This window comes from Pseudomonas sp. B21-009 (assembly GCF_024749345.1).
GTDB lineage: Bacteria > Pseudomonadota > Gammaproteobacteria > Pseudomonadales > Pseudomonadaceae > Aquipseudomonas.
Genome location: NZ_CP087199.1, coordinates 3,218,964 through 3,238,621, shown reverse-complemented (window position 1 = coordinate 3,238,621; position 19,658 = coordinate 3,218,964). Strand labels below are relative to the sequence as shown.

The window sequence follows — 19,658 nt, the reverse complement described above, 5'->3', positions numbered from 1 at the left end:
CTGTGCATCTAAAGCCTTGAGCGCTTCCTGAAAACCCGCCTGCGATAAAGTCTCATTTGATAATGGCTTGCATCTTGGTGAGCCACACAGACTTTATTCTTACGGGCTACAGGAAGCTTTTCATGCGCGAGCTGACAACAGCAGACACCCCCTCGGCCAACCCGCTGCGCTTCTGGCTGATCGAACACCTCGCCCAGTTGCTGGGCGCCTCGGTGGCTGAAATCGACAGCCTGGGCGACGAGCAGAACCTGCTCGGCTGCGGGCTCGATTCGATCCGCCTGATGTACCTGCAAGAGCGCCTGCGCAGCCACGGCCTGCAGGTCGAGTTTGCCCAGCTGAGCGCTGAACCGAGCGTGGCCGCCTGGCTGGCGCTGCTGCACGGGCAAACCTTGCAACCTGCGCTGGCGCCTGGCGTTGCACCGGCATCAGTTGGTGAGCAGCACTTCGAGCTCAGCGCCGTGCAGCAAGCCTATTGGCTGGGCCGGGGCGCCGCCGAAGTGCTGGGTAATATCAGTTGTCACGCCTGGCTTGAGTTCGATTGCCAGGGCATCGACCCGCAGCGCCTTGAAGCGGCGGTGAACCTGGTGCAACGTCGCCACCCGATGCTGCGCGCCCGTTTCAACGACGGCCAGCAACAGATCCTGGCGGCGCCGACCGCGCAGGTCTTCGACCACCAGGACTGGCGTCAGCAGTCGCCCCTGGGCGCGCAGCAGGCCTGGGCTGAACTGCGCCGCTGGCGCTCGCACCAGTGCCTGGCGGTGGAGGCGGGGCAGGTGATGCTGGTGGGCCTGGTGCAACTGCCGGGTGGCCGCGACCGGGTCTGGCTGAGTGTCGACCTGCTGGCCGCCGACGTAGAAAGCCTGCGCCTGCTGATGGCCGAACTGGGCCAGGCTTACCAAGCGCCGGCGTTGCTGCCGGCGCCGCCGACCCTGCACTTTGCCGACTACCTGAGCCGCCGCCAGCAACGGCGCGCCGAGGCTTACGGCCGCGACCGCGAGTACTGGTGCCAGCGCCTGGCGCAATTGCCCGATGGCCCGGCGCTGCCGCTGGCCTGCGCCCCTGAGTCAATCCGCGAACCGCGTTTCAGTCGCCAGGCGTTTGTCTTAAGCGCCGCTGAAGCCGAGCGTTTGCAGCGCCAGGCCAGCGACCATGGCCTGACCTTGTCCTGTGTGTTCGCCACTGCTTTCAACGCAGTGCTGGCGCGCTGGAGCGGGCAGTCGAAGTTCTTGCTCAACGTGCCGTTGTTCGACCGCCATGATGACCATCCGGACATCGACCGGGCGATCGCCGACTTCACCACCTTGCTGCTGGTGGAATGCCAGGACGCGCCGCAGTTGCCCTTCGCCGAGGCGGTGCGCGAGTTTCAGCGCAGCCTGCACGGCGCCATCGACCGTTCGGCCTTTGCGGCCCTGGAAGTGTTGCGCGAAGGCCGTCGCCAGGGCCACCCGCGCTCAGCGCCGGTGGTGTTTTCCAGCAACCTCAACGAGACGGGGTTTGTTCCGGCAAGCTTTCGCCAGGTGTTTGGCGACCTCGACGACATGCTTTCGCAAACCCCGCAGGTATGGCTCGACCACCAGCTGTACCGGGTTGACGACGGCCTGTTGCTGGCCTGGGACAGCATCAGCGAACTGTTCGCCGAGGGTGTGCTGGCGGCGATGTTCCAGGCCTACATCGAATTGCTGCAGCGCCTTGCCGACAGTGACTGGAGCCTGCCGCAACCGGTGCTCCTGCCGCTGGCGCAACAGGCCCGGCGCGAGCGCCAGAACAGCGTACCGGCGCTGGCCCCGGGGCGCGGCCTGCTGGACGACTTTTTCCGCCACGCCAGCCAGCGCCCGGATGACCTGGCGCTGATCTGTGGCGCCCAGCGTTGCAGCTACGGCGAACTGGCCACGCGCGCGCTGCGGGTGGCTGCCGGCTTGCTGGAGGCCGGCATGCGCCAGGGCGAGGCGGTGGAAGTCTGCCTGCCGCGCGGGCTTGGGCAGATCGTCGCGGTGTTCGGCGTGCTCGCGGCAGGTGGCTGCTATGTACCGGTCGACACTGCGCAACCGCCGGCGCGCCGTAGCCTGATCGAATCGGCGGCGGGCATCAGCCTGGTGATTGCGGAGCAAGCACCAACGCCCACGGCGCATAGCCCGTCATTGCGCTGGCTCAACCTGGCGCAGCTGGAACAGTGCGCAGCATTGGCAGCGCCGCGGGCGGTGGCGGCGCAGGCCAGTGCCTATGTGATCTACACCTCCGGCTCCACCGGTGTGCCCAAGGGTGTCGAGGTCAGCCATGGCGCGGCGATCAATACCATCGACGCGCTGCAGGCCGAACTTGGCATCGACCGCGACGACTGCCTGCTGGCAGTGTCGGCGCTGGATTTCGACCTGTCGGTGTTCGACCTGTTCGGGGTGCTGGGGCAGGGCGCGCGCCTGGTGTTGCTGGAGCCCGAAGAAACCCGCGATGCGGCGCGCTGGGCGCAGTTGATTGCCGAGCACCGGGTGAGCCTGTGGAACTCGGCGCCGGCGTTGCTGGAAATAGCCCTGGGCATTGCCGCCAGCGACTGCCACTACCAGAGCCTGCGGGCGGTGTTGCTGTCCGGCGACTGGATCGCCCTGGACCTTGCCGCGCGCCTGCGCCGGCATGCCACGGCGCAGTGCCGGGTGTATGGCCTGGGCGGGGCCACCGAGGCCGGGATCTGGTCGAACCTGCACAGCATCGACGAGGTGCCGGGTCATTGGACCTCGATCCCCTATGGCAAACCTCTGGCCGGCCAGGCCTATCGGGTGGTCGACGACAGCGGCCGCGATGTGCCCGAGCAGGTGGTCGGGCAATTGCTGATCGGCGGCGCCAGCCTTGCCCGTGGTTATCGCAACGACCCGCAATTGACTGCCCAGCGTTTTCGCAGCGACGAGCGCGGGCGTTGGTACCACACCGGCGATCGCGGGCGTTTCTGGGGCGACGGCACCATTGAGTTTCTCGGCCGTATCGACCAGCAGGTCAAGGTGCGTGGGCAACGCATCGAACTGGGCGAGATCGAGGCGGCGCTGAGTGCCCATCCTTTGATCGACAACGCCTGCGCGGCGGTGCTGCCAGGCACTGTCGCCAGCCTTGGCGCGGTGCTGGTGAGCAGCCCGGCGCCGGTGACTGTGGCCACGGATGCCCTGCAAGGCGGCTCAATGCTGGACGACACCCTGCAAGCTGAAGCACGGGTTAGCGCCGAGCTGCTGCAACGCCTGCTCAATGGCCAAGCGTTGCCGGCGCCGGCGCTGCTGGACACCTGGCGCCAGTGGTTGGGCGAACAACCCACCCAAGCCATGAGCCTCGGTGATGCCCTGGCGCAACTGGGCTGGCGCGAGGCCGACCTGCAGGCCATGGTCGCTTCGCTGCAGTCGCTGTTGGCGGTCGAGGGTGGCGCGGCCCAGGTGCTGTTCGATCCGCTGCTGGCGCCCCAGGCCATGGCCCTTAACCTGCCGGCCGGGCGCCAGTTGCTCGATGCCATGAGCCAGGCGCTGCAGCAGCAGTGCCGCGCCCAGGCCGGGCCGTTGAGGGTCGCGGTGCTGGACGTGCGCGGTGGCCAGTTGCTCGAACAATGGCTCGATCACCTGAGCCACTCTGACTTGCAATTGACCTTGTTCGAGACCAGCCCCGGCCTCTTGGCCGCCTCTGCCGGCAAGCGCCCGGGCGTTGCCAGCCAACTGCTGGTGGATGGCCTGCTGCCCGTCGAGCAGTGCGCGCAGTACGACCTGGTGATCAGCTTCGCCGCCTTGCACAGCTATGCGCAGCCGGCTGACTGCCTGAACCTGGCCCAGGCGCTGCTCAAACCGGGCGGGCGCCTGCTGCTCGCCGAGCTGTTGCGTGACTCGCCGCTGAGGCTGGTCAGCGCAGCACTGCTCGACAGCCGCAGGCCAGTGCTGCCTGACCCTGCGCAGATCGCCCAGCTGCTTGGCCGCAGTGGCTTTGCCGAGCTGCACAGCCTGTGGCAGAACCCGGCGATGCTGTTGCTCAGCGCCACCGCCACGGCCGATGCCCTGAGCGCCGACAGTCTGCAGCACTGGCTGCAACAACGCCTGCCGCAAGCGATGCGCCCCGAACACCTCTGGTGCCTGCCGCGCCTGGAGCTCAACGCCAACGGCAAGATCGACCGCAAGCGCCTGCAAGCCTGCATGATGCAAGCGCTGCAGCGCAAACAGCCGGCCAGCAGAGAGGAGGGCGAGCTCAATCCTGCGCTACAACCCCTGGCCGGGTGCTGGGAGGCGGTGCTGGGACGCCCGGTGCGCAGCGCCCAGGGCAGTTTTTTCAGCCTCGGCGGCGACAGCCTGCTGGCGACCCGGCTGCTGGCCAGCGTGCGCGAGCAACTGGGCGTGAGCCTGCGCATGAGTGACTTCTACCTGCAGCCAACCTTGGCCGGCATGGCCGCGCTGCTGGCCAGCAGTGCCGCAGTAGAGGAGGGCGTGCTATGAGCCTGAATGACCTGTTGCACATCTGCCGTGAGCGCCAGATCGAACTCTGGGCTACTGAAGGCCAGTTGCATTTTCGTGCGCCGCAAGGGGCGCTGGACCCGGCCCTGGCCGAACGTATCCGCGCCCAGCGCGAGGCGTTGATGGACCATCTGTTGCCACGTTCGCAATGGCGCTCGCAACCCGATCAGGCGCTGCAACCTTTTGCCCTGAGCGCGGTACAGGGCGCCTACGTGCTGGGGCGCAATCCGGCCTTCGACTATGGCGGCAATGCCTGCCACTTGTATGTTGAATACCCCTGGCCGGCTACTGTCGACAGCGAGCAACTGAACCAGGCCTGGAACGCCCTGGTGCAGCGCCACCCGATGCTGCGCGCGGTGGTGCAAGACAACAGCCGTCAGTGCGTGCAGGCCCAGGTGCCTTGGCAATGCCTGCCGTTGCATGACCTGCGCCAGGCTTCGGCGCAAGCCTTCGATGCGCACCTGCAGCAGGTGCGCGAGCGCCTCGATCACGCCTGCCATGCCCTCGACCAGTGGCCGGTCCTGCTGCCGGAACTGAGCCTGGGCGCCGATCGCGCGGTTCTGCATTGCTCGGTGGATTTCACCCTGATTGACTACGCCAGCTTGCAACTGCTGCTGGTAGAACTGAGCCAGCGCTACCTGGAGCCAAACCGGCACTGGCCGGTGCTGGAGGCGACCTTTCGCGACTACCTGCAGCATGAACAACAGAGCCGTGAAAGCGCTGCCTGGCAGAGCGACAAGGCCTGGTGGCTGGCGCGCCTGGAGAGCCTGCCGGGGCGTCCGGACCTGCCCTTGAGCGATGACGCCGGGATCACCTCGCGGCGCTTCCAGCACCACCATGCCAGCTTGAGCGTGGCCCAGTGGAATGCGCTCTGCGCCCTGGCCAGCGCCCAGGGTTTGAGTGCGGCGGGGGTGACCCTGGCGGCGTTCGCCGAGGTCATCGGGCGCTGGAGCCAGAGCGCTGACTTTTGCCTCAACCTCACCGTCCTCAACCGCCCGGACCTGCACCCGCAACTGGGCCAGGTGCTGGGCGACTTCACCGCTTTGAGCCTGTTGCAGGTCAATGGCGCCAGTGGCGCCAACTTCGTCCAGCGGGCACGGCGCATCGGCGCGCAGCTGTTCGACGACCTCGACCACAGCCGCTTTACCGGGGTCGAGGTGTTGCGCGAACTGGCACGGGTCCAGGGCCGTGGCGCCGACCTGATGCCGGTGGTGTTCACCAGCGGCATCGGCAGCGTCGAGCGCCTGCTGGGGGATAGCGGGCGCTTGTTGCAGCCGCCGAGCTACATGATCAGCCAGACCCCCCAGGTGTGGATCGATTGCCAGGTCAGCGACCAGTACGGCGGTTTGCAGATTGGCTGGGACGTACGCGTCGGCGTCCTGCCAGACGGCATGGCGGCGCAGATGTTCGAGGCCTATGTCGCGTTGCTGCAGCGCCTGTCTGCGGATGCACAGCTTTGGCAGCAGCGCGGCGATATCGTCCTGGCGCAGCAGCGGGTCGCGCATCTGTCGGCGGTGAAAGCCGAGGACCGCAACATCGCCAGCGGCTTTGCCGGTCAGGCGTTGCGCAGCCCGGATGCGCCGGTGATCAGCGATCGCGACGGCGTTTACAGCTATCGCCAGGTCGCCCAGCACGCCGACGCCGTGCGCGCGGCGCTGGAGGCCCTTGATGTTGCCCCCGGGGCGCGGGTGGCGGTGATGCTGCCCAAGAGCGCCTGGCAACTGATGGCCGTGCTCGGCATCAACCAGATGGGCGCAGCCTATGTGCCCATCGACATCCGCCAACCGGCTCTGCGCCGCGAAGCCATTTTGCGCGATGCCGGAATTGCTGCGCTCATCTGCCTGGAAACCGAAGCCTTGCCTGCAGGCCTTGCGCTGCCGCGCATTGCCATCGACAGCCTCACGGCCGCCAGCCACTGGCCGCCGCGCGAACCGCTGGCGGTGCAGGCTGGCGACCTGGCCTACATCATCTACACCTCCGGCTCCACCGGCACGCCCAAGGGCGTGATGCTCAGCCATGGCGCGGTGGTCAACACCCTCGACGACATCAACCAGCGCTACGGCGTCAATGCCCGGGACCGGGTGCTGGGGCTGGCGGAGCTGAGTTTCGACCTGTCGGTGTACGACTTTTTCGGCGCAACGGCTGTGGGCGCGCAGGTGGTACTGCCAGACCCCGAGCGTGGCGCCGATCCTTCGCACTGGGCGCAACTGATGGCCGAGTACGGTGTGACCCTGTGGAACTCGGTGCCGGCCCAGGGGCAGATGCTGATCGATTACCTGGAAAGCGAACCGGCAGCCATTCCCGGGCCGCGTTGCGTGATGTGGTCTGGCGACTGGATTCCCACCACTTTGCCAACTCGCTGGTGGCAGCGCTGGCCCGACAGCCAGCTGTTCAGCCTCGGCGGTGCGACCGAGGCGGCGATCTGGTCGGTGGAGCACCCCATTCGCCCCGCCGACACGGCCTTGCCGAGCATCCCCTACGGCCTCGCCCTCAACGGCCAGACCCTGGAAGTGCTCGACAGCCTCGGCAGGCAATGCCCGCCGGGGGTTCGCGGCGAGATTCATATCGGCGGCCTGGGCCTGGCATTGGGCTACGCCGAAGACCCGCAACGCAGCGCCGAGCGCTTCATCACCCATGCCAGCGGCCGGCGCTTGTACCGCACCGGCGACCTCGGCCGCTACCTGGACGAGGACGGCCTGATCGAGTTCCTCGGGCGCCAGGACGATCAGGTGAAAATCCGCGGCCATCGCATCGAGCTTGCGGAGATCGACGCTGCCTGGCTCGCTCATCCACAGATCGCCGCCAGCACCACGGTACTGGTGGGCGAGCGTCACGAGCGTTCGTTGTGCAGCTTTGTCACTGCACAAACTTCGGCTAACGATCCACAACGGGTTGGCGAGGAACTGGCCGAGGTTATGGCCAAGGCGCGCGACACCCTGGAACAGGCCGATTTCGGCCCGCGTGAAGAGATTCAGGCCGCCCTGGCGGCGCTGGACCGGGCGGCCGATGCCTCGCTGCTGCACTGGCTGGCCAGCAGCGGCCTGCTCGCAGCGGGCGAGGAGGTGGCTTTTGCCCCGCTGTGCCAGGCGCTCAAGCTTGAAACCGGTCAGCAGCGGCTGCTGCAGCATTGGCTGATGCTGTTGACCGACAGCGGCTATCTGCAACGTGCGGGTGCAGGCTGGCGCTGCCTGGTAGACCCCGGCGCGTTCGATCAGGCCCAGGCCTGGGCGCGTTTCGCCCAATTGGCCCCGGCGCCGTTGTGGCCGGTGGAACTGGTCGACTACCTGCGTGGCAGCGCCATGCGCCTGGCCGAGCAACTGGATGGCCGGCTGAGCCCGGCCAGCCTGATGTTCCCCGAGGGCTCGGCGCATATTGCCGAGGCCATGTACAGCCGTGGCCTGCATGCCCAGGTGCTGCACCAGGCCATGGCCGAGGCGGTCAGGGCGATTGTTGCCCGTGAAGGCCAGCGCAACTGGCGCATTCTTGAAGTCGGCGCCGGCACCGCTGCCGCCAGTGCCTCGGTCATTGCCGCGCTGGCGCCTTTGGCGGCAGCCGGGGTGCAGATCGACTACCTGTTCTCGGATGTCTCCAGCTACTTCCTCAATGCTGCTCGGGAGCGCTTTGCCGAGTACCCGTGGGTGCGCTTCATGCATTTCGACATGAACAAACCCGCCTGCGAGCAAGGCCTGCAGCCAGGCTCGGTGGACCTGCTGCTCAGTTCCGGGGCCTTGAACAATGCCCTCGACACCCCGCGCTTGCTGGCCGAGCTGCGTCAGCTGTTGCAGGCCGATGCCTGGCTGGTGATCCAGGAGCTGACCCGCGAACACCGGGAAATCAGCATCAGCCAGAGCCTGATGATGGAAACGCCGCTAGACCTGCGGGCGAGCACCGGGCAATTGTTCGTGCACCGCCAGCAGTGGCTGGACTGGCTCAACGCGCAGGCCGGCGACCATGCCCAGGCCCTGGGGTCAGCGGACAGCGTATTGTCGTTGCTGGGCTATGACCTGCTGGTGGCACGGATGAAAACCGACCGCCCCGTGCTCGCCAGCAACGACCTGCTGGCGTTTATCGCCGAGCGCGTGCCGCGCTACATGGTGCCGGCCCAGGTGCGGGTGCTGGACGCGCTGCCGGTGACCGCCAACGGCAAGATCGACCGCCGCGCCCTGAGCCATCAGGCCCAGCAGCGCCAGCTGGAGCCGGTGCGCCAGGCGCGCAGCGAGGTCAGCGATGAGTTGGTCCAGCGCCTGGTCGGGCACTGGCAGCGGGTGCTCGACTGCAACGAGCTGTCGGCCGATCAGGACTTCTTCGCCGCCGGTGGCGACTCGCTGCTGATCGCCCAGTTGATCGCCGGCCTGCGCGAGCAGGAAGCGCTGGCCCGTGCACACCCCTTCGATCGCCTGTTGCGCTGGGCCCTGAGCCAGCCGACCCCGGCCGGCCTGGCCCAGCGTTTGCGTAGTGAGTCAGGGGCTGAGGCGCCGGCCGCTGAACAGCCGGCAACGCCTGTTTTGCAAGCCACCCGGGCGCCGCTGGCCGGGCGCGTAGGGGGCGACGCCTTGAGCGAGCTGGCCGCAGGCGAGGGCATTGCCCGGGTGCTGGTGCATGAAGGCCTCGGCACGCTGTTGCCGTATCGCCGGCTGATTGCCGAGCTTGCCGGCAGCGGCCCGCTGCTGGGGCTGGCGGTACACGACAGCGAGGCCTATCTGCGCCTGGCGCCGCAGCATGTCAATGCCACCCTCGGCAAGCGTTATGCCCAGGCTCTGTGGGACAGCGGCCGGCGCAGCTTCGATCTGCTGGGCTACTGCTCCGGCGGGCTGGTGACCCTGGAACTGGCCAAGGCGCTGCTGCAACTGGGCGCCGAGGTGCGCCGGGTGGATATAGTCTCCAGCTACCGCATCCCGTACCGGCTGGATGACGAGCTGCTGATCCTCTACAGCTTTGCCGCCACCCTCGGCCTGGACCCGCAGGCGCTCGGCTTGCCGTCGGCCGAGCAGTTGCAGGCGGCCCTGGCGCCGCTGCTGCAGGCATCCGTGCAACACCTGCCGGCGGGCAGCTTGAGCGCAGCCTTGCCGGCCTTCGACGTTGCCCAGCTCAAGGCCCGGGTGCTGAGCGCCGCCAGCGGCATCGCCGATGAACAGCTGTACCGGGTGTTTGCCCATTCGGTACGGGCCAGCCACTACAGCGACAGTGCGCCGTACATCGGTGCCGTGCGCCTGTTCGTGCCCAGTGTCGGCAACCCCTTGATCGCCAATCACCAGGCCAGCCTGCAGGCCTGGTGGCAGGCCGCGTCGCTGGCGCCGCTCAGTGTGCAGACCCTGCGCGGCAATCACTTCGATTGCCTGAACGCCGGGCTCAGTCGTTACTTGCTGGAGGAACAGCGCCCATGAACACTCCCGTCAAAACCCTGGTAGTGGGTTCCCGATTCGGCCAGTTCTACGCCGCCGGTGTCGCCGCTGCCGAGCACCTGCAACTGGTCGGCGTGCTGGGCCAGGGCAGTCGCCGTTCACAGGCCCTGGCCCGGCATCTTCGTGTACCGTGTTTCGCGGCCCTCGAACAGCTGCCCGACGACACCCGCCTGGCCTGCGTGGCGGTGGGCGGCGCGGCGCGCGGCGAGCAGGGCCCGGCTCTGGCGCAAGCGTTGATGGCGCGCGGTATCGATGTGTTGATCGAACACCCGCTGTTGCCACAGGAACTGCACGAGCTGTTGCGCTGCGCGGCACGCTTGCAGCGCCGTTGCCTGCTCAACAGTTTTTACCCGCAGTTGCCGTGGGTGGCGCGCTTCATCGAGCTGGGCCGGCAGTTGCATCGTCAGCAGGGCATCCGCCATATCGAGGCCAGTTGTGCGGTGCAGGTCAGCTACGCCACCCTCGACATCCTGGCGGCGTTGTTGGAGTCGGTGGGGCCGTGGTCGCTGGACAACCTGGCACCGGCGCTGTCGCCGTGGCGCGATGTCAGCCTGGTGATGGCCGAGGTGCCGGTGTCGTTACGGGTGCTCAATGAACTGGCGGCGGCCGATGACGGGCGCATGCAGATGCTCCAGCGCATCAGCCTGGCCACCGACAGCGGCACCTTGCTGCTGGCCTCACCGCACGGGCCGCTGCTGTGGATGCCAGCGGTGCGCGCGCCGCGCGAGGACGAGGACGGCTTGTTTGTGCTGAGCGGCGGCGCCTTGCCATGTGCCGAAGTGCTGATGGACGCCGCCACGGACTGGGGCCAGGTCTATCGGCAGCTCTGGCCACAGGCTGCGGCCAGGGCCTTGGAGCCGTTGCTCGACGGTGCAGGGCTGGTGCGCCGGCAACAGCGCAGCCTGGAAGTGGTCGCGCTGTGGCAGCAGGTGACAGCCGCCATCGGTTTTCCGCAAACGCCCGCACAGGCCTTGCCGGCAGCCACCCTGGCGCAGGCACTGGAGGGGTGCCAATGAACCTGCTCGGGCCTGAACTGCAGGCACTGCTGCGCCCGTTCCGGGTGCGTTTGTGCCTGGCGGTGGTGGTGCAGGCCATATCCGGGGTCAGCTCGCTGTTGCCGCTGATTGCCCTGGCGCACCTGGCCGACAGCCTGCAACAGGCGCCGCCGCTGGCGCCCGGGGTGATGAACTGGGTGCTGCTGGCGGTGCTCGGCTCGGCCCTGTGGCTGTGTGGCCAGACCCTGGCCCTGCACCTCACCCACGGTGTCGATGCCGACCTGTGCGAGCGTTTGCGCGTGCGCCTGGCCGAGCACCTGCAACGCTTGCCGCTGGGCTGGTTCGCCCGGCTCGGGCCCGAGGGCGTGACCCGCTATGCCGAGCAGGACGTACGTGCATTGCACCAGTTGGTCGGCCATGCGCCGACCGATCTGGTCAACCTGCTGCTGATCCCCCTGGCCACCTTCGGCTACCTGCTGTGGAGCGACAGCGCCCTGGCGCTGTGGTGCCTGCTGCCATTGGCACTGGGGGTGCTGGGGTACTGGCGGCTGGGCTCGGCGCACTACCGTGAAGATGTCGAGCAGCGCAATGCGGCGGTGCAGCAGTTGTTCAGCGACTACAGCCAGTTCGCCGCCAACTTGCGCCTGGTGCGCCAGTTCCCGGGGGCCGGCGTGCAGCGCAGCCTGCAGCAGGCGGTACGGCGTTTTGATCAGCGTTTCAGCCACTGGGTGAGCCGCGCCGGTCAACTGGCGGCGTTGGTCCAGGTGCTGCTCAGTGCGCCCTGGCTGCTGGCCTGGGTGGTGCTTGGCGCGTTGCTGCCGGGGCTCAGCGAGGTCGGCGCGGCGCAGTTGTGCGCCTTTGTGTTGCTGGTCCGGGCCATGGCCGCGCCAGTGCTGGCCATGGGGCACGGCCTCGATGCCCTCAATAGCGCGCGGGTCAGTGCGCAGCGCTTGCAGGCAGTGTTGAGCACGCCACCGCTGGCCGAGCCCGACGCGCCGCAAGCGCCCAGGGACGCCAGCGTGGAAATGCGCGAGGTGTCCTTCGCCCATGGCGAGGTGTCGGTATTGTCAGCGATCAACCTGCGCCTGGAGCCAGGCACCACCACGGCCCTTGTGGGGCCGTCGGGGGCGGGCAAAAGTACCCTGGCCGGTTTGATTGCGCGGTTCATGGACGTCGACAGCGGCCAGGTGCTGGTCGGCGGGGTGGATGTTCGGCAGATCGCCAGCGCGCAACTGCAACGGCATCTGGCGCTGGTGTTCCAGCACGCCGGAGTGCTGCGCCTGTCGCTGGCGCAGAACATCGCCCTGTACCAGCCCGACGCCAGCCTCGAGCAGATTCGCGAGGCTGCACGGGCGGCCTGCCTCGACAGCCGGATCATGGCGCTGGCCAAGGGCTACGCGAGCATAGCCGGTGACGATGTGCAGTTGTCGGGCGGCGAGCTGCAACGCCTGGCCATCGCCCGGGCGCTGCTTTCGAGTGCGCCGATCATGCTCCTCGACGAGCCGACCTCGGCCACCGATCCGCACACCGAGCGGGCCTTGCGCATGGCCCTGCACGAGGGGGCGGCCGGGCATACGCGGTTGATCGTTGCCCACCGCTTGCAGAGCATCTGCCATGCCGAGCAGATCCTGGTGTTGAACCAGGGCCGGATTGTTCAGCGTGGCAGTCATCAGCAGTTGCTGGCCATGGACGGCCTTTACCGTCAGTTGTGGCGTGAACAAATGTCCGATGCCGAGCAAATGGAGCCTGTGTCATGAGTGTTTTTTCGTCCTTGCGCCAGTTGCCGCAGCGCACCTGGCTAGCCCTGCGCGCGGCGCTGATATGGATGGTGCTAGCTGCGGTGCTTGATGGTCTGGCGGGGCTGGCACTGGTGCCGCTGGTGCTGGCCTGGTTCGACCGCGCAGGCGCCGATGTGCTGCAGCCGGTGGCGCTGCTGCTGGGCCTGACGCTGCTGCAGGCCCTGGTCAGCTATATCGCCCAGCGGCGTGGTTACCTCGCCGGGGCAGGGCTGGCAGCGGGGCTGGTGTCGCGCTTGCTGGAGCATTTGCCCCGGCTGGCGCGGGGCCGCCAGCGCCATCTCGACGACCTGGTGCGCGGGCCGGTGTTCAGCAGCATGAGTATCCCGGCGCACCTGTTGGCGCCGTTGATTACCGCGTTGGTGACGCCAACGGTGGTGGTCCTTGGGTTGTTCGCCCTGGCGCCATCCGTGGCGCTGGCGCTGGCCGTGGCCTACCTGCCGTTGTTCGGCCTGCTGCGCTGGGCCGGGCGGCGCAGCCTGGACCTTGAGCAACAGCGCCAGGCGGTTGATCGGCATGCCGGGCAACTGCTGCAAACTTTCGCCGAACAACAGGCGCTGATGCGTAGCAGCGCCGTTGCCAGCCAGGGCCAGGTGGCCCTGCGCGAGGCCCTGCAGCAGCAACATCAGGCGACCCGTTCGCTCAACCGCCAGGCATTGCCCGCCAGCCTGGGCTTTGCCAGCGCAGTGCAACTGGTGTTTTCGGCGCTGCTGGTCGGCGGCGTGCTGGCGGTCGCCGCCGGGCATTTGCCCGGGGCGCTGCTGGTGGCGGTGCTGGTATTGCTGGTGCGCTTTGTCGAGCCGCTGTCACAACTGGCGCAACTGGACCAGGCCCTGCGCATGGCCTGGCAGGCCTTGGCACAGGTGCTGGGGGTATTGGCGCAACCGATCCTGCACAGCCCGCAACCCGGCTTGCAACCCCTGGACGCCAGCCTGCAGGGCCAGGGCCTGAGCAGCTACGGCGAACATGGCGAGCACCTGCTCAAGGACCTCGACCTGTACTGCGCGTCTGGTACCTTCACGGCCATTGTCGGGCCGTCGGGCGCCGGTAAAAGTACGCTGCTGGCGTTGCTGGGGCGGGGCATGGATGCCCAGGCCGGCGAAGTGCGTCTGGGCCAGGTGGACATCCGCCAGTTGAGCGAGCAAACCCTTGCCGCGCACTTGACCCAGGTGTTCCAGGACAGCGGCCTGTTCGCCGGCAGCCTGCTGTGGAATGTCAGCATGGCGCGGCCACAGGCAACGCCTGGGCAATTGCAGCAGGCCGCTGAAGCAGCGGCGCTGGATGAGGTGATCGCCAGCCTGGCCGAGGGCTGGCACAGCGAGGTCGGCCCGGGCGGTGCCTTGCTCTCCGGTGGCCAGCGCCAGCGCGTAGGGCTGGCGCGGGCGCTGCTGTCGCCGGCGCCGATCCTGTTGCTCGACGAGCCCACTGCCAGCCTCGATGCGCGCAGCGAGGCGCGGGTCAATCGCAGCCTGCGGGCATTGCGCGGCCGGCGCACGCTGGTGTTGGTGTCGCACAACCCGGCGCTGGTGCGCGACGCCGATCAGATCCTGGTGCTGGAGGCCGGGCGCCTGAGCGGCAGCGGCAGTCATGAGCAACTGCTGGCCACCCACCCGTGGTATGCGCAGTTCGTCGAGCAGCACGGTGTCGTCGATTGAATGCACCGGTGCCGGGCATCAATTGAAAAAGTCCCTAAATCGAAAAGTTCGCCCACTCGTTTGAAGGATACTAATGAGAATTATTATCGAAATTGGGGCGGGGCAATGTTACATCAGGGAGTCAAAAAGGCAGGACGGAGTGGGCAACGCAGCCGGGCGCACTTGGCTATGGTCCTGGTACTGGGCCTGAATCCGCTGGCGCTGGCGATTGCTGCAGAGAACGGCAACGGCACGCTGCAACTGGGCAACATCGAGATCACCGGCAAGGACAGCGCCAGCAGCGTGACCGCACCCGGTGTCACCACCATCGGCAAGATGCCGCTCAAGCTGCGCGAGACGCCGCAGTCGGTGAGTGTGATCGACCATGAACGCATCGAGCAGCAGAACCTGTTCAGTCTCGATGAGGTGATGCAGCAAGCCACTGGCGTCACCGTGCAGCCGTTCCAGCTGCTGACCACCGCTTATTACGTACGTGGCTTCAAGGTCAACTCGTTCGAGCTCGACGGCGTGCCGGCCTTGCTCGGCGACACCGCCAGCTCACCGCAGGACATGGCGGTGTACGAACGGGTCGAGATCCTGCGGGGCTCCAATGGCTTGCTGCACGGCAGTGGCAACCCGGCGGCGACGGTCAACCTGGTGCGCAAACGCCCGCAAAAAGAGTTTGCCGCCAGCACCACCTTGAGCGGTGGCAGTTGGGACCGTTACCGCGGCGAGGTCGATGTCGGCGGGCCGTTGACCGAGTCTGGCAATGTGCGCGGGCGCATGGTCGCCGCCTACGAGGACCGCGACTATTTCTACGACATCGGCAAGCAAGACACTCAGCTGCTGTACGGCATCAGCGAGTTCGACCTGAGCCCGGATACCCTGCTGACCCTGGGCGCGCAGTACCAGACCATCGACTCGGTGACCAACATGGCTGGTGTGCCGATGGCCAAGGACGGCTCGAGCCTGAACCTGCCGCGCTCCACTTACCTGGATGTCGACTGGGACCGCTTCAAGTGGACCACGCGGCGGGTGTTCGGCTCGCTCGAGCAGCAACTGGACTACGGCTGGAAAGCCAAGGTCGCCGCCGAATACCAGGACGCTGACTCGAGCCTGCGTTATGCCGGCGCCTACGGTGCGATTGACCCCGTCACCGGTGACGGCGGCCGTCTGATGGGCGCGGCGTACAAGTTCGAAAGCACCCAGAAGAGCGTCGATGCCTCGGTCAACGGGCCGTTCTCGCTGTTCGGCCGCAGCCATGAACTGCTGCTGGGCAGCAACTACAGCCAGGGTGAAACCGAGCAGCGCACGGCGGACTTCACCACGCCGTTGAACGTGCCGGTCAACGTCTATCGCTGGGACCCGCACAGCGTGCCCAAGCCGGGTATCGGCGCCTACACATCGCCGGGTTCGACCACCACCACCTCCAAGGGTGTCTACGCGCTGACCCGCTTCAAGCTGCTCGATCCGCTGACCCTGGTGGTCGGTGCCCGGGCCAGCTGGTGGGACCAGGATGCACCGAGCGATCACTTCAAGCCCGGGCGTGAGATCACCCCGTACGGCGGGCTGATCTGGGACTTCGCCCAGGACTGGTCGTGGTACGCCAGTTACGCCGAGGTGTTCCAGCCGCAGACCGGGCAGACCTGGAGCGGCGACCTGCTCAAGCCGGTGGAAGGCAAGACCTACGAGACCGGGGTCAAGGGCGAGTTGCTGGAGGGCCGCCTGAACGTGTCGCTGGCGGCGTTCCGCATCGACCTTGAGAACAATCCGCAGGTCGACCCGGAACATCCCGGCGCCGGCCCCAACACCTACTACATCAGCGGCGGCAAGGTGCGTAGCCAGGGCTTCGAGCTGGAAAGCACCGGCTATATCACCCCGGACTTGAGCCTGTTCGCCGGCTACACCTACACCACCACCGAATACCTCAAGGACACCCGCAGCAACTCCGGCGAGCGCTATGCCGAGTTCACCCCGCGGCACATGCTGCGGTTGTGGAGCCAGTACGAGCTGCCTTGGCAGGAGCGGCGCTGGAGCGTCGGTGCCGGGGTGCAGGCGCAGAGTGATTTCTCGGCGCAGTCGGGCGCCGTATCGATGCAGCAAGGCGGTTATGCGTTGCTCAATGCACGGGTTGCCTATCGCATTGACGAGCACTGGACGGCCTCGCTCAACGGCAACAACCTGGCCGACCGCAAGTATTACCAGAGCCTTTCCAACCCCAACTGGAACAACCGCTACGGGGAGCCGCGCAGCCTCAACATGACCTTGCGAGGCACGTTCTGATGGCAGCCCCGGGCCTTGGGCCATGGCCGCTGCGCATCAGCCTGGCGCTAGCTGGTAGCGTGCTCAGCAGCCTGCAACTGGCGGTGCTGCTGGCCCGCCACTACCCCTTGGGCGACGGGCTTGAGCGGCTTTATGCGGCGATCTTTATCGGCCTGGGGTTTCTCGTCACGGTGCTGTTGTGGGCGCTGCTGGCGCCGGACTGTAAGCGCGTGGTCTACCGCTCCAGCGCCTGGTTGCTGCTGTTCAGCCCTTGCCTGGCATGGGCAGGAGCCGGGTCATGATGGGCGCACCGCGGGCGCTGGTGCAGCGCGTGCATGCCGGTGCCGGCGGGGTGTTCGGCGTGCTGCTGTTGGTGATTCTGCTCAGCGGCGCCTGGAGCATGGCCCATGAGGACCTGCGCAGCTGGTTTCGCGGCCCGGCAGCCTTGGCGCCAGGGCCGCTGTTGCCCTTGGCGCAATGGCTGCCGGTGGCCAGCCGCCACGGCCTGGCGCCCGAGGCGTTGCAGATTCGTCTGCCCGACGGCGAGCGCGCGGTGGTCGAGCTGTGCGCGCCTGCCAAGCCGTGCAACCTGGCCCTGGACCCGGCCACTGGCCGGGCGCTGGAAACGGAGAACGCCGCCGATATCCTCTTCAACCTGCACAAGAGCCTGTTTGCCGGTTTCCCCGGGCGGGTGCTGATCAGCCTGCTGGGGGTGGTGCTGTTGCTGATGATCTGGGCCGGCAGCGCGCTGCACAGCGGCCGCTTGCAGGACCTTACGCGCTTGCGCCGTGACCGTGGCCCGCGGCTGCTGGCCCACGACCTGCACAGCCTGATCGGCCGCTGGGCCGGGCCGTGGCTGCTGTTGTTCGGGGTTACCGGGGCGATGTCCGGCCTTGGCGCCCTGGGTACCCTGACCCTGGCCGGGCAGGCGTTTCCCGGGGCCCCGCAACAGGCGTTCATGCAGCTGCTGGGCGCACCACCGCAGGTCGATCCGCAAGCGGCGCCGGCCCAGCCCTTCGATCTCGATCAACTGCTGAGCAACGACGCGGCGGCGCACCCGGGCTTCACCGCCCAGAGCGTCACCCTGCATCACTGGGGTGAGCCCGGGGCCTGGCTGGAAGTGGCCGGCATCGAGTCCGGCCTGCCCAGCACCGCAGTGTTCGAGCGCCATGCCTACCGCGGCGATGACGGTAAGCCGCTGGCCACCAGCAGTGCCAGTGGCCGAGGCTTCTGGCTGCAGGCGTTTATCGCGGTGCAGCCGCTGCACTTTGCCGATTATCGCTGGCTACCCCACGCCGGGCCGCTGTTGCGCGTCGTGCATTTCAGCATGGCCCTGGGCGCCGTAGTGCTGGTGCTCAGCGGCCTGTACCTGTGGCTGGAGCGCCGACGGCTGAAGGGCGGGGCAGGCTGGCAAGTGCTGCTGCGCCTGGTGGTCGGTGGCGGCGGGTTGCTGGCGGCCAGCGCCGTGCTGCTGTGCGCCGGGGCGCTGGCCAACCTCGGGCTGTTGCCGCGCGGTTCACTGACGGCGTGGTTCTGGGGCTGCTGGATCGCCAGCCTGCTGCTGGCCGCGCTGATGCCGCCGCAGCGCCAACCGCTACGCCTGCTGTTGAGCGTGGCCGGCCTGGCCTTCCTGAGTGCTGGCGCCTTGCACCTGGCTGGCAGCCTGGTGCACGCCAACCTGAGCCTATGGCCGATTGACCTGGTGCTGTTGCTCGCCGGTGCCAGTGCCCTGTGGGCGGTGCGCCGCCTGACTGTCTTTTCGCGTACGGCACGAGCTGCCGACGCCAACGCTATCTGAATGGAGACTCGCATGCTGGATCTGTTGAAACACTGGCGCATGGTGCTGACCTTCGCCCTGTTGTACCTGTCCCAGGGCATTTGCTTCGGCATCGCCATGGACGCCTTGCCAACCCTGTTGCGCCACGACGGCGCGGCCCTCGATGCCCTGGCCTTCCTGCCATTGGTGGGCCTGCCGTGGGTGGTGAAATTCATCTGGGCGCCGCAGGTCGACAACCACTGGAGCCCGCGCCTGGGGCGGCGGCGCAGCTGGATCATACCGATGCAGATCCTTGTGCTGCTGTGCCTGGTGACCCTGGCGAGCATCGGCCTGAGTGTCGATACCGCCGGCTGGGCCGTGGGCCTGCTGATCCTCGCTTCGTTCGCCAGCGCCACCCAGGACATCGCCACCGACGGCATGGCCGCCGAGTATTTCAGCGACAACATGCTCGCGCGGATCAACGCCATCCAGGTCGGCGGCACCATGTTCGGCTTCTTCGTCGGCGGCGCCGGGGCGCTGCTGCTCAGTGGCCACTGCGGGCAAACCACGGCCTTCGGCCTGTTGGCCCTGGTGCCCTTGGCGAGCCTGTGCTGCGTAGCCTGGCTGCACGTGGCGCCGGCAAAAGAGAAACAACCCGACGTCGCCCACGCCAGCCTGTTGCGCTTCATCAAGCGGCCCGGGGCGCTGTCGCTGGTGGTGCTGGCATTGCTCTCGGCGATGACCGCGGTGTCTGGCTTCGGCCTGTCGAAACTGTTCCTAAACGATGCTGGCTGGTCGTTGCAGGCCATCGGCCAACTGGGCATGAGCGGCGGCGTGGTGACCATCGTGCTCGGTTGCGGCGGCGGTGCCTGGCTGATCCGTGTGCTGGGCTTGTGGCCGGCGTTCATGCTGGCGGTGGCCATGGCCGGGGTGGCGGCGCTGGTCTGGCTGCTGCAGGCAAGCGGGCTAGTGGCGCCCCGGGTCGAGTTGATCTGGCTGGCGGTGGGGCTGGGCTCGTTTGCCACCGGCGCGACCTCGGTGGCAATCATGACCGCCTCGATGGCGTTTGCCGGGCAAAGCGACCAGGCCGGCACCGACATGACCGGCGTGCAAAGCACCCGCGACCTTGGCGAAATGCTGTCGTCCTCGCTGTTGCTGGGGCTGACCGCGCAGGTCGGTTACAGCGGCGGGTTCCTCACCGGGGCGCTGATGGCGGTGGTGGCGCTGCTGGTGGCGCTGAATTTGGCGCGGTATCGGGTTATTGCGCAGTAGGGGGGGGCGTGCGCTCGAGCACGCTCTTTGGGTGAAGCTGGGTTCGTTGGACATCTTCGGTTCTGAAGATGGGCTGTT

9 protein-coding genes are annotated in these 19,658 nt (G+C 67.5%); all 9 read left to right on the top strand.

Annotation, left to right across the window (positions count from 1 at the left end; all coding sequences use genetic code 11):
* Positions 1–122: 122 nt before the first annotated feature.
* Positions 123–4,445, top strand: a complete 4,323-nt coding sequence (locus LOY34_RS14770; RefSeq protein ID WP_195884299.1) for a non-ribosomal peptide synthetase — start codon at positions 123–125, stop codon at positions 4,443–4,445.
* Positions 4,442–9,847, top strand: a complete 5,406-nt coding sequence (locus tag LOY34_RS14765) for a non-ribosomal peptide synthetase (RefSeq protein WP_258663372.1) — start codon at positions 4,442–4,444, stop codon at positions 9,845–9,847. The genes LOY34_RS14770 and LOY34_RS14765 overlap by 4 nt, the downstream gene beginning before the upstream one ends.
* Positions 9,844–10,881 carry a Gfo/Idh/MocA family oxidoreductase gene (locus tag LOY34_RS14760; protein ID WP_195884297.1) on the top strand — a complete coding sequence of 346 codons (1,038 nt, stop codon included), beginning with the start codon at positions 9,844–9,846 and terminating at the stop codon, positions 10,879–10,881. The genes LOY34_RS14765 and LOY34_RS14760 overlap by 4 nt, the downstream gene beginning before the upstream one ends.
* Complete coding sequence (locus LOY34_RS14755; RefSeq protein WP_258663370.1) at positions 10,878–12,617, top strand: ABC transporter ATP-binding protein; 1,740 nt, start codon at positions 10,878–10,880, stop codon at positions 12,615–12,617. The genes LOY34_RS14760 and LOY34_RS14755 overlap by 4 nt, the downstream gene beginning before the upstream one ends.
* Positions 12,614–14,311: an ABC transporter ATP-binding protein gene (locus LOY34_RS14750; RefSeq protein WP_195884295.1), complete on the top strand. Its 1,698-nt coding sequence runs from the start codon at positions 12,614–12,616 to the stop codon at positions 14,309–14,311. The genes LOY34_RS14755 and LOY34_RS14750 overlap by 4 nt, the downstream gene beginning before the upstream one ends.
* Before the next feature lie 168 nt (positions 14,312–14,479).
* Positions 14,480–16,573, top strand: a complete 2,094-nt coding sequence (locus tag LOY34_RS14745; RefSeq protein ID WP_408980881.1) for a TonB-dependent siderophore receptor — start codon at positions 14,480–14,482, stop codon at positions 16,571–16,573.
* Positions 16,573–16,854: a hypothetical protein gene (locus LOY34_RS14740; RefSeq protein ID WP_045198145.1), complete on the top strand. Its 282-nt coding sequence runs from the start codon at positions 16,573–16,575 to the stop codon at positions 16,852–16,854. Before LOY34_RS14745 ends, LOY34_RS14740 begins: the two co-directional genes overlap by 1 nt.
* Positions 16,851–18,350 carry a PepSY domain-containing protein gene (locus LOY34_RS14735; protein WP_258663366.1) on the top strand — a complete coding sequence of 500 codons (1,500 nt, stop codon included), beginning with the start codon at positions 16,851–16,853 and terminating at the stop codon, positions 18,348–18,350. The genes LOY34_RS14740 and LOY34_RS14735 overlap by 4 nt, the downstream gene beginning before the upstream one ends.
* 12 nt (positions 18,351–18,362) lie before the next feature.
* A complete protein-coding gene (locus LOY34_RS14730; RefSeq protein ID WP_195884292.1) occupies positions 18,363–19,580 on the top strand; it encodes a RhtX/FptX family siderophore transporter in 1,218 nt (405 codons plus the stop codon).
* The last annotated feature ends 78 nt before the right edge of the window (positions 19,581–19,658 follow it).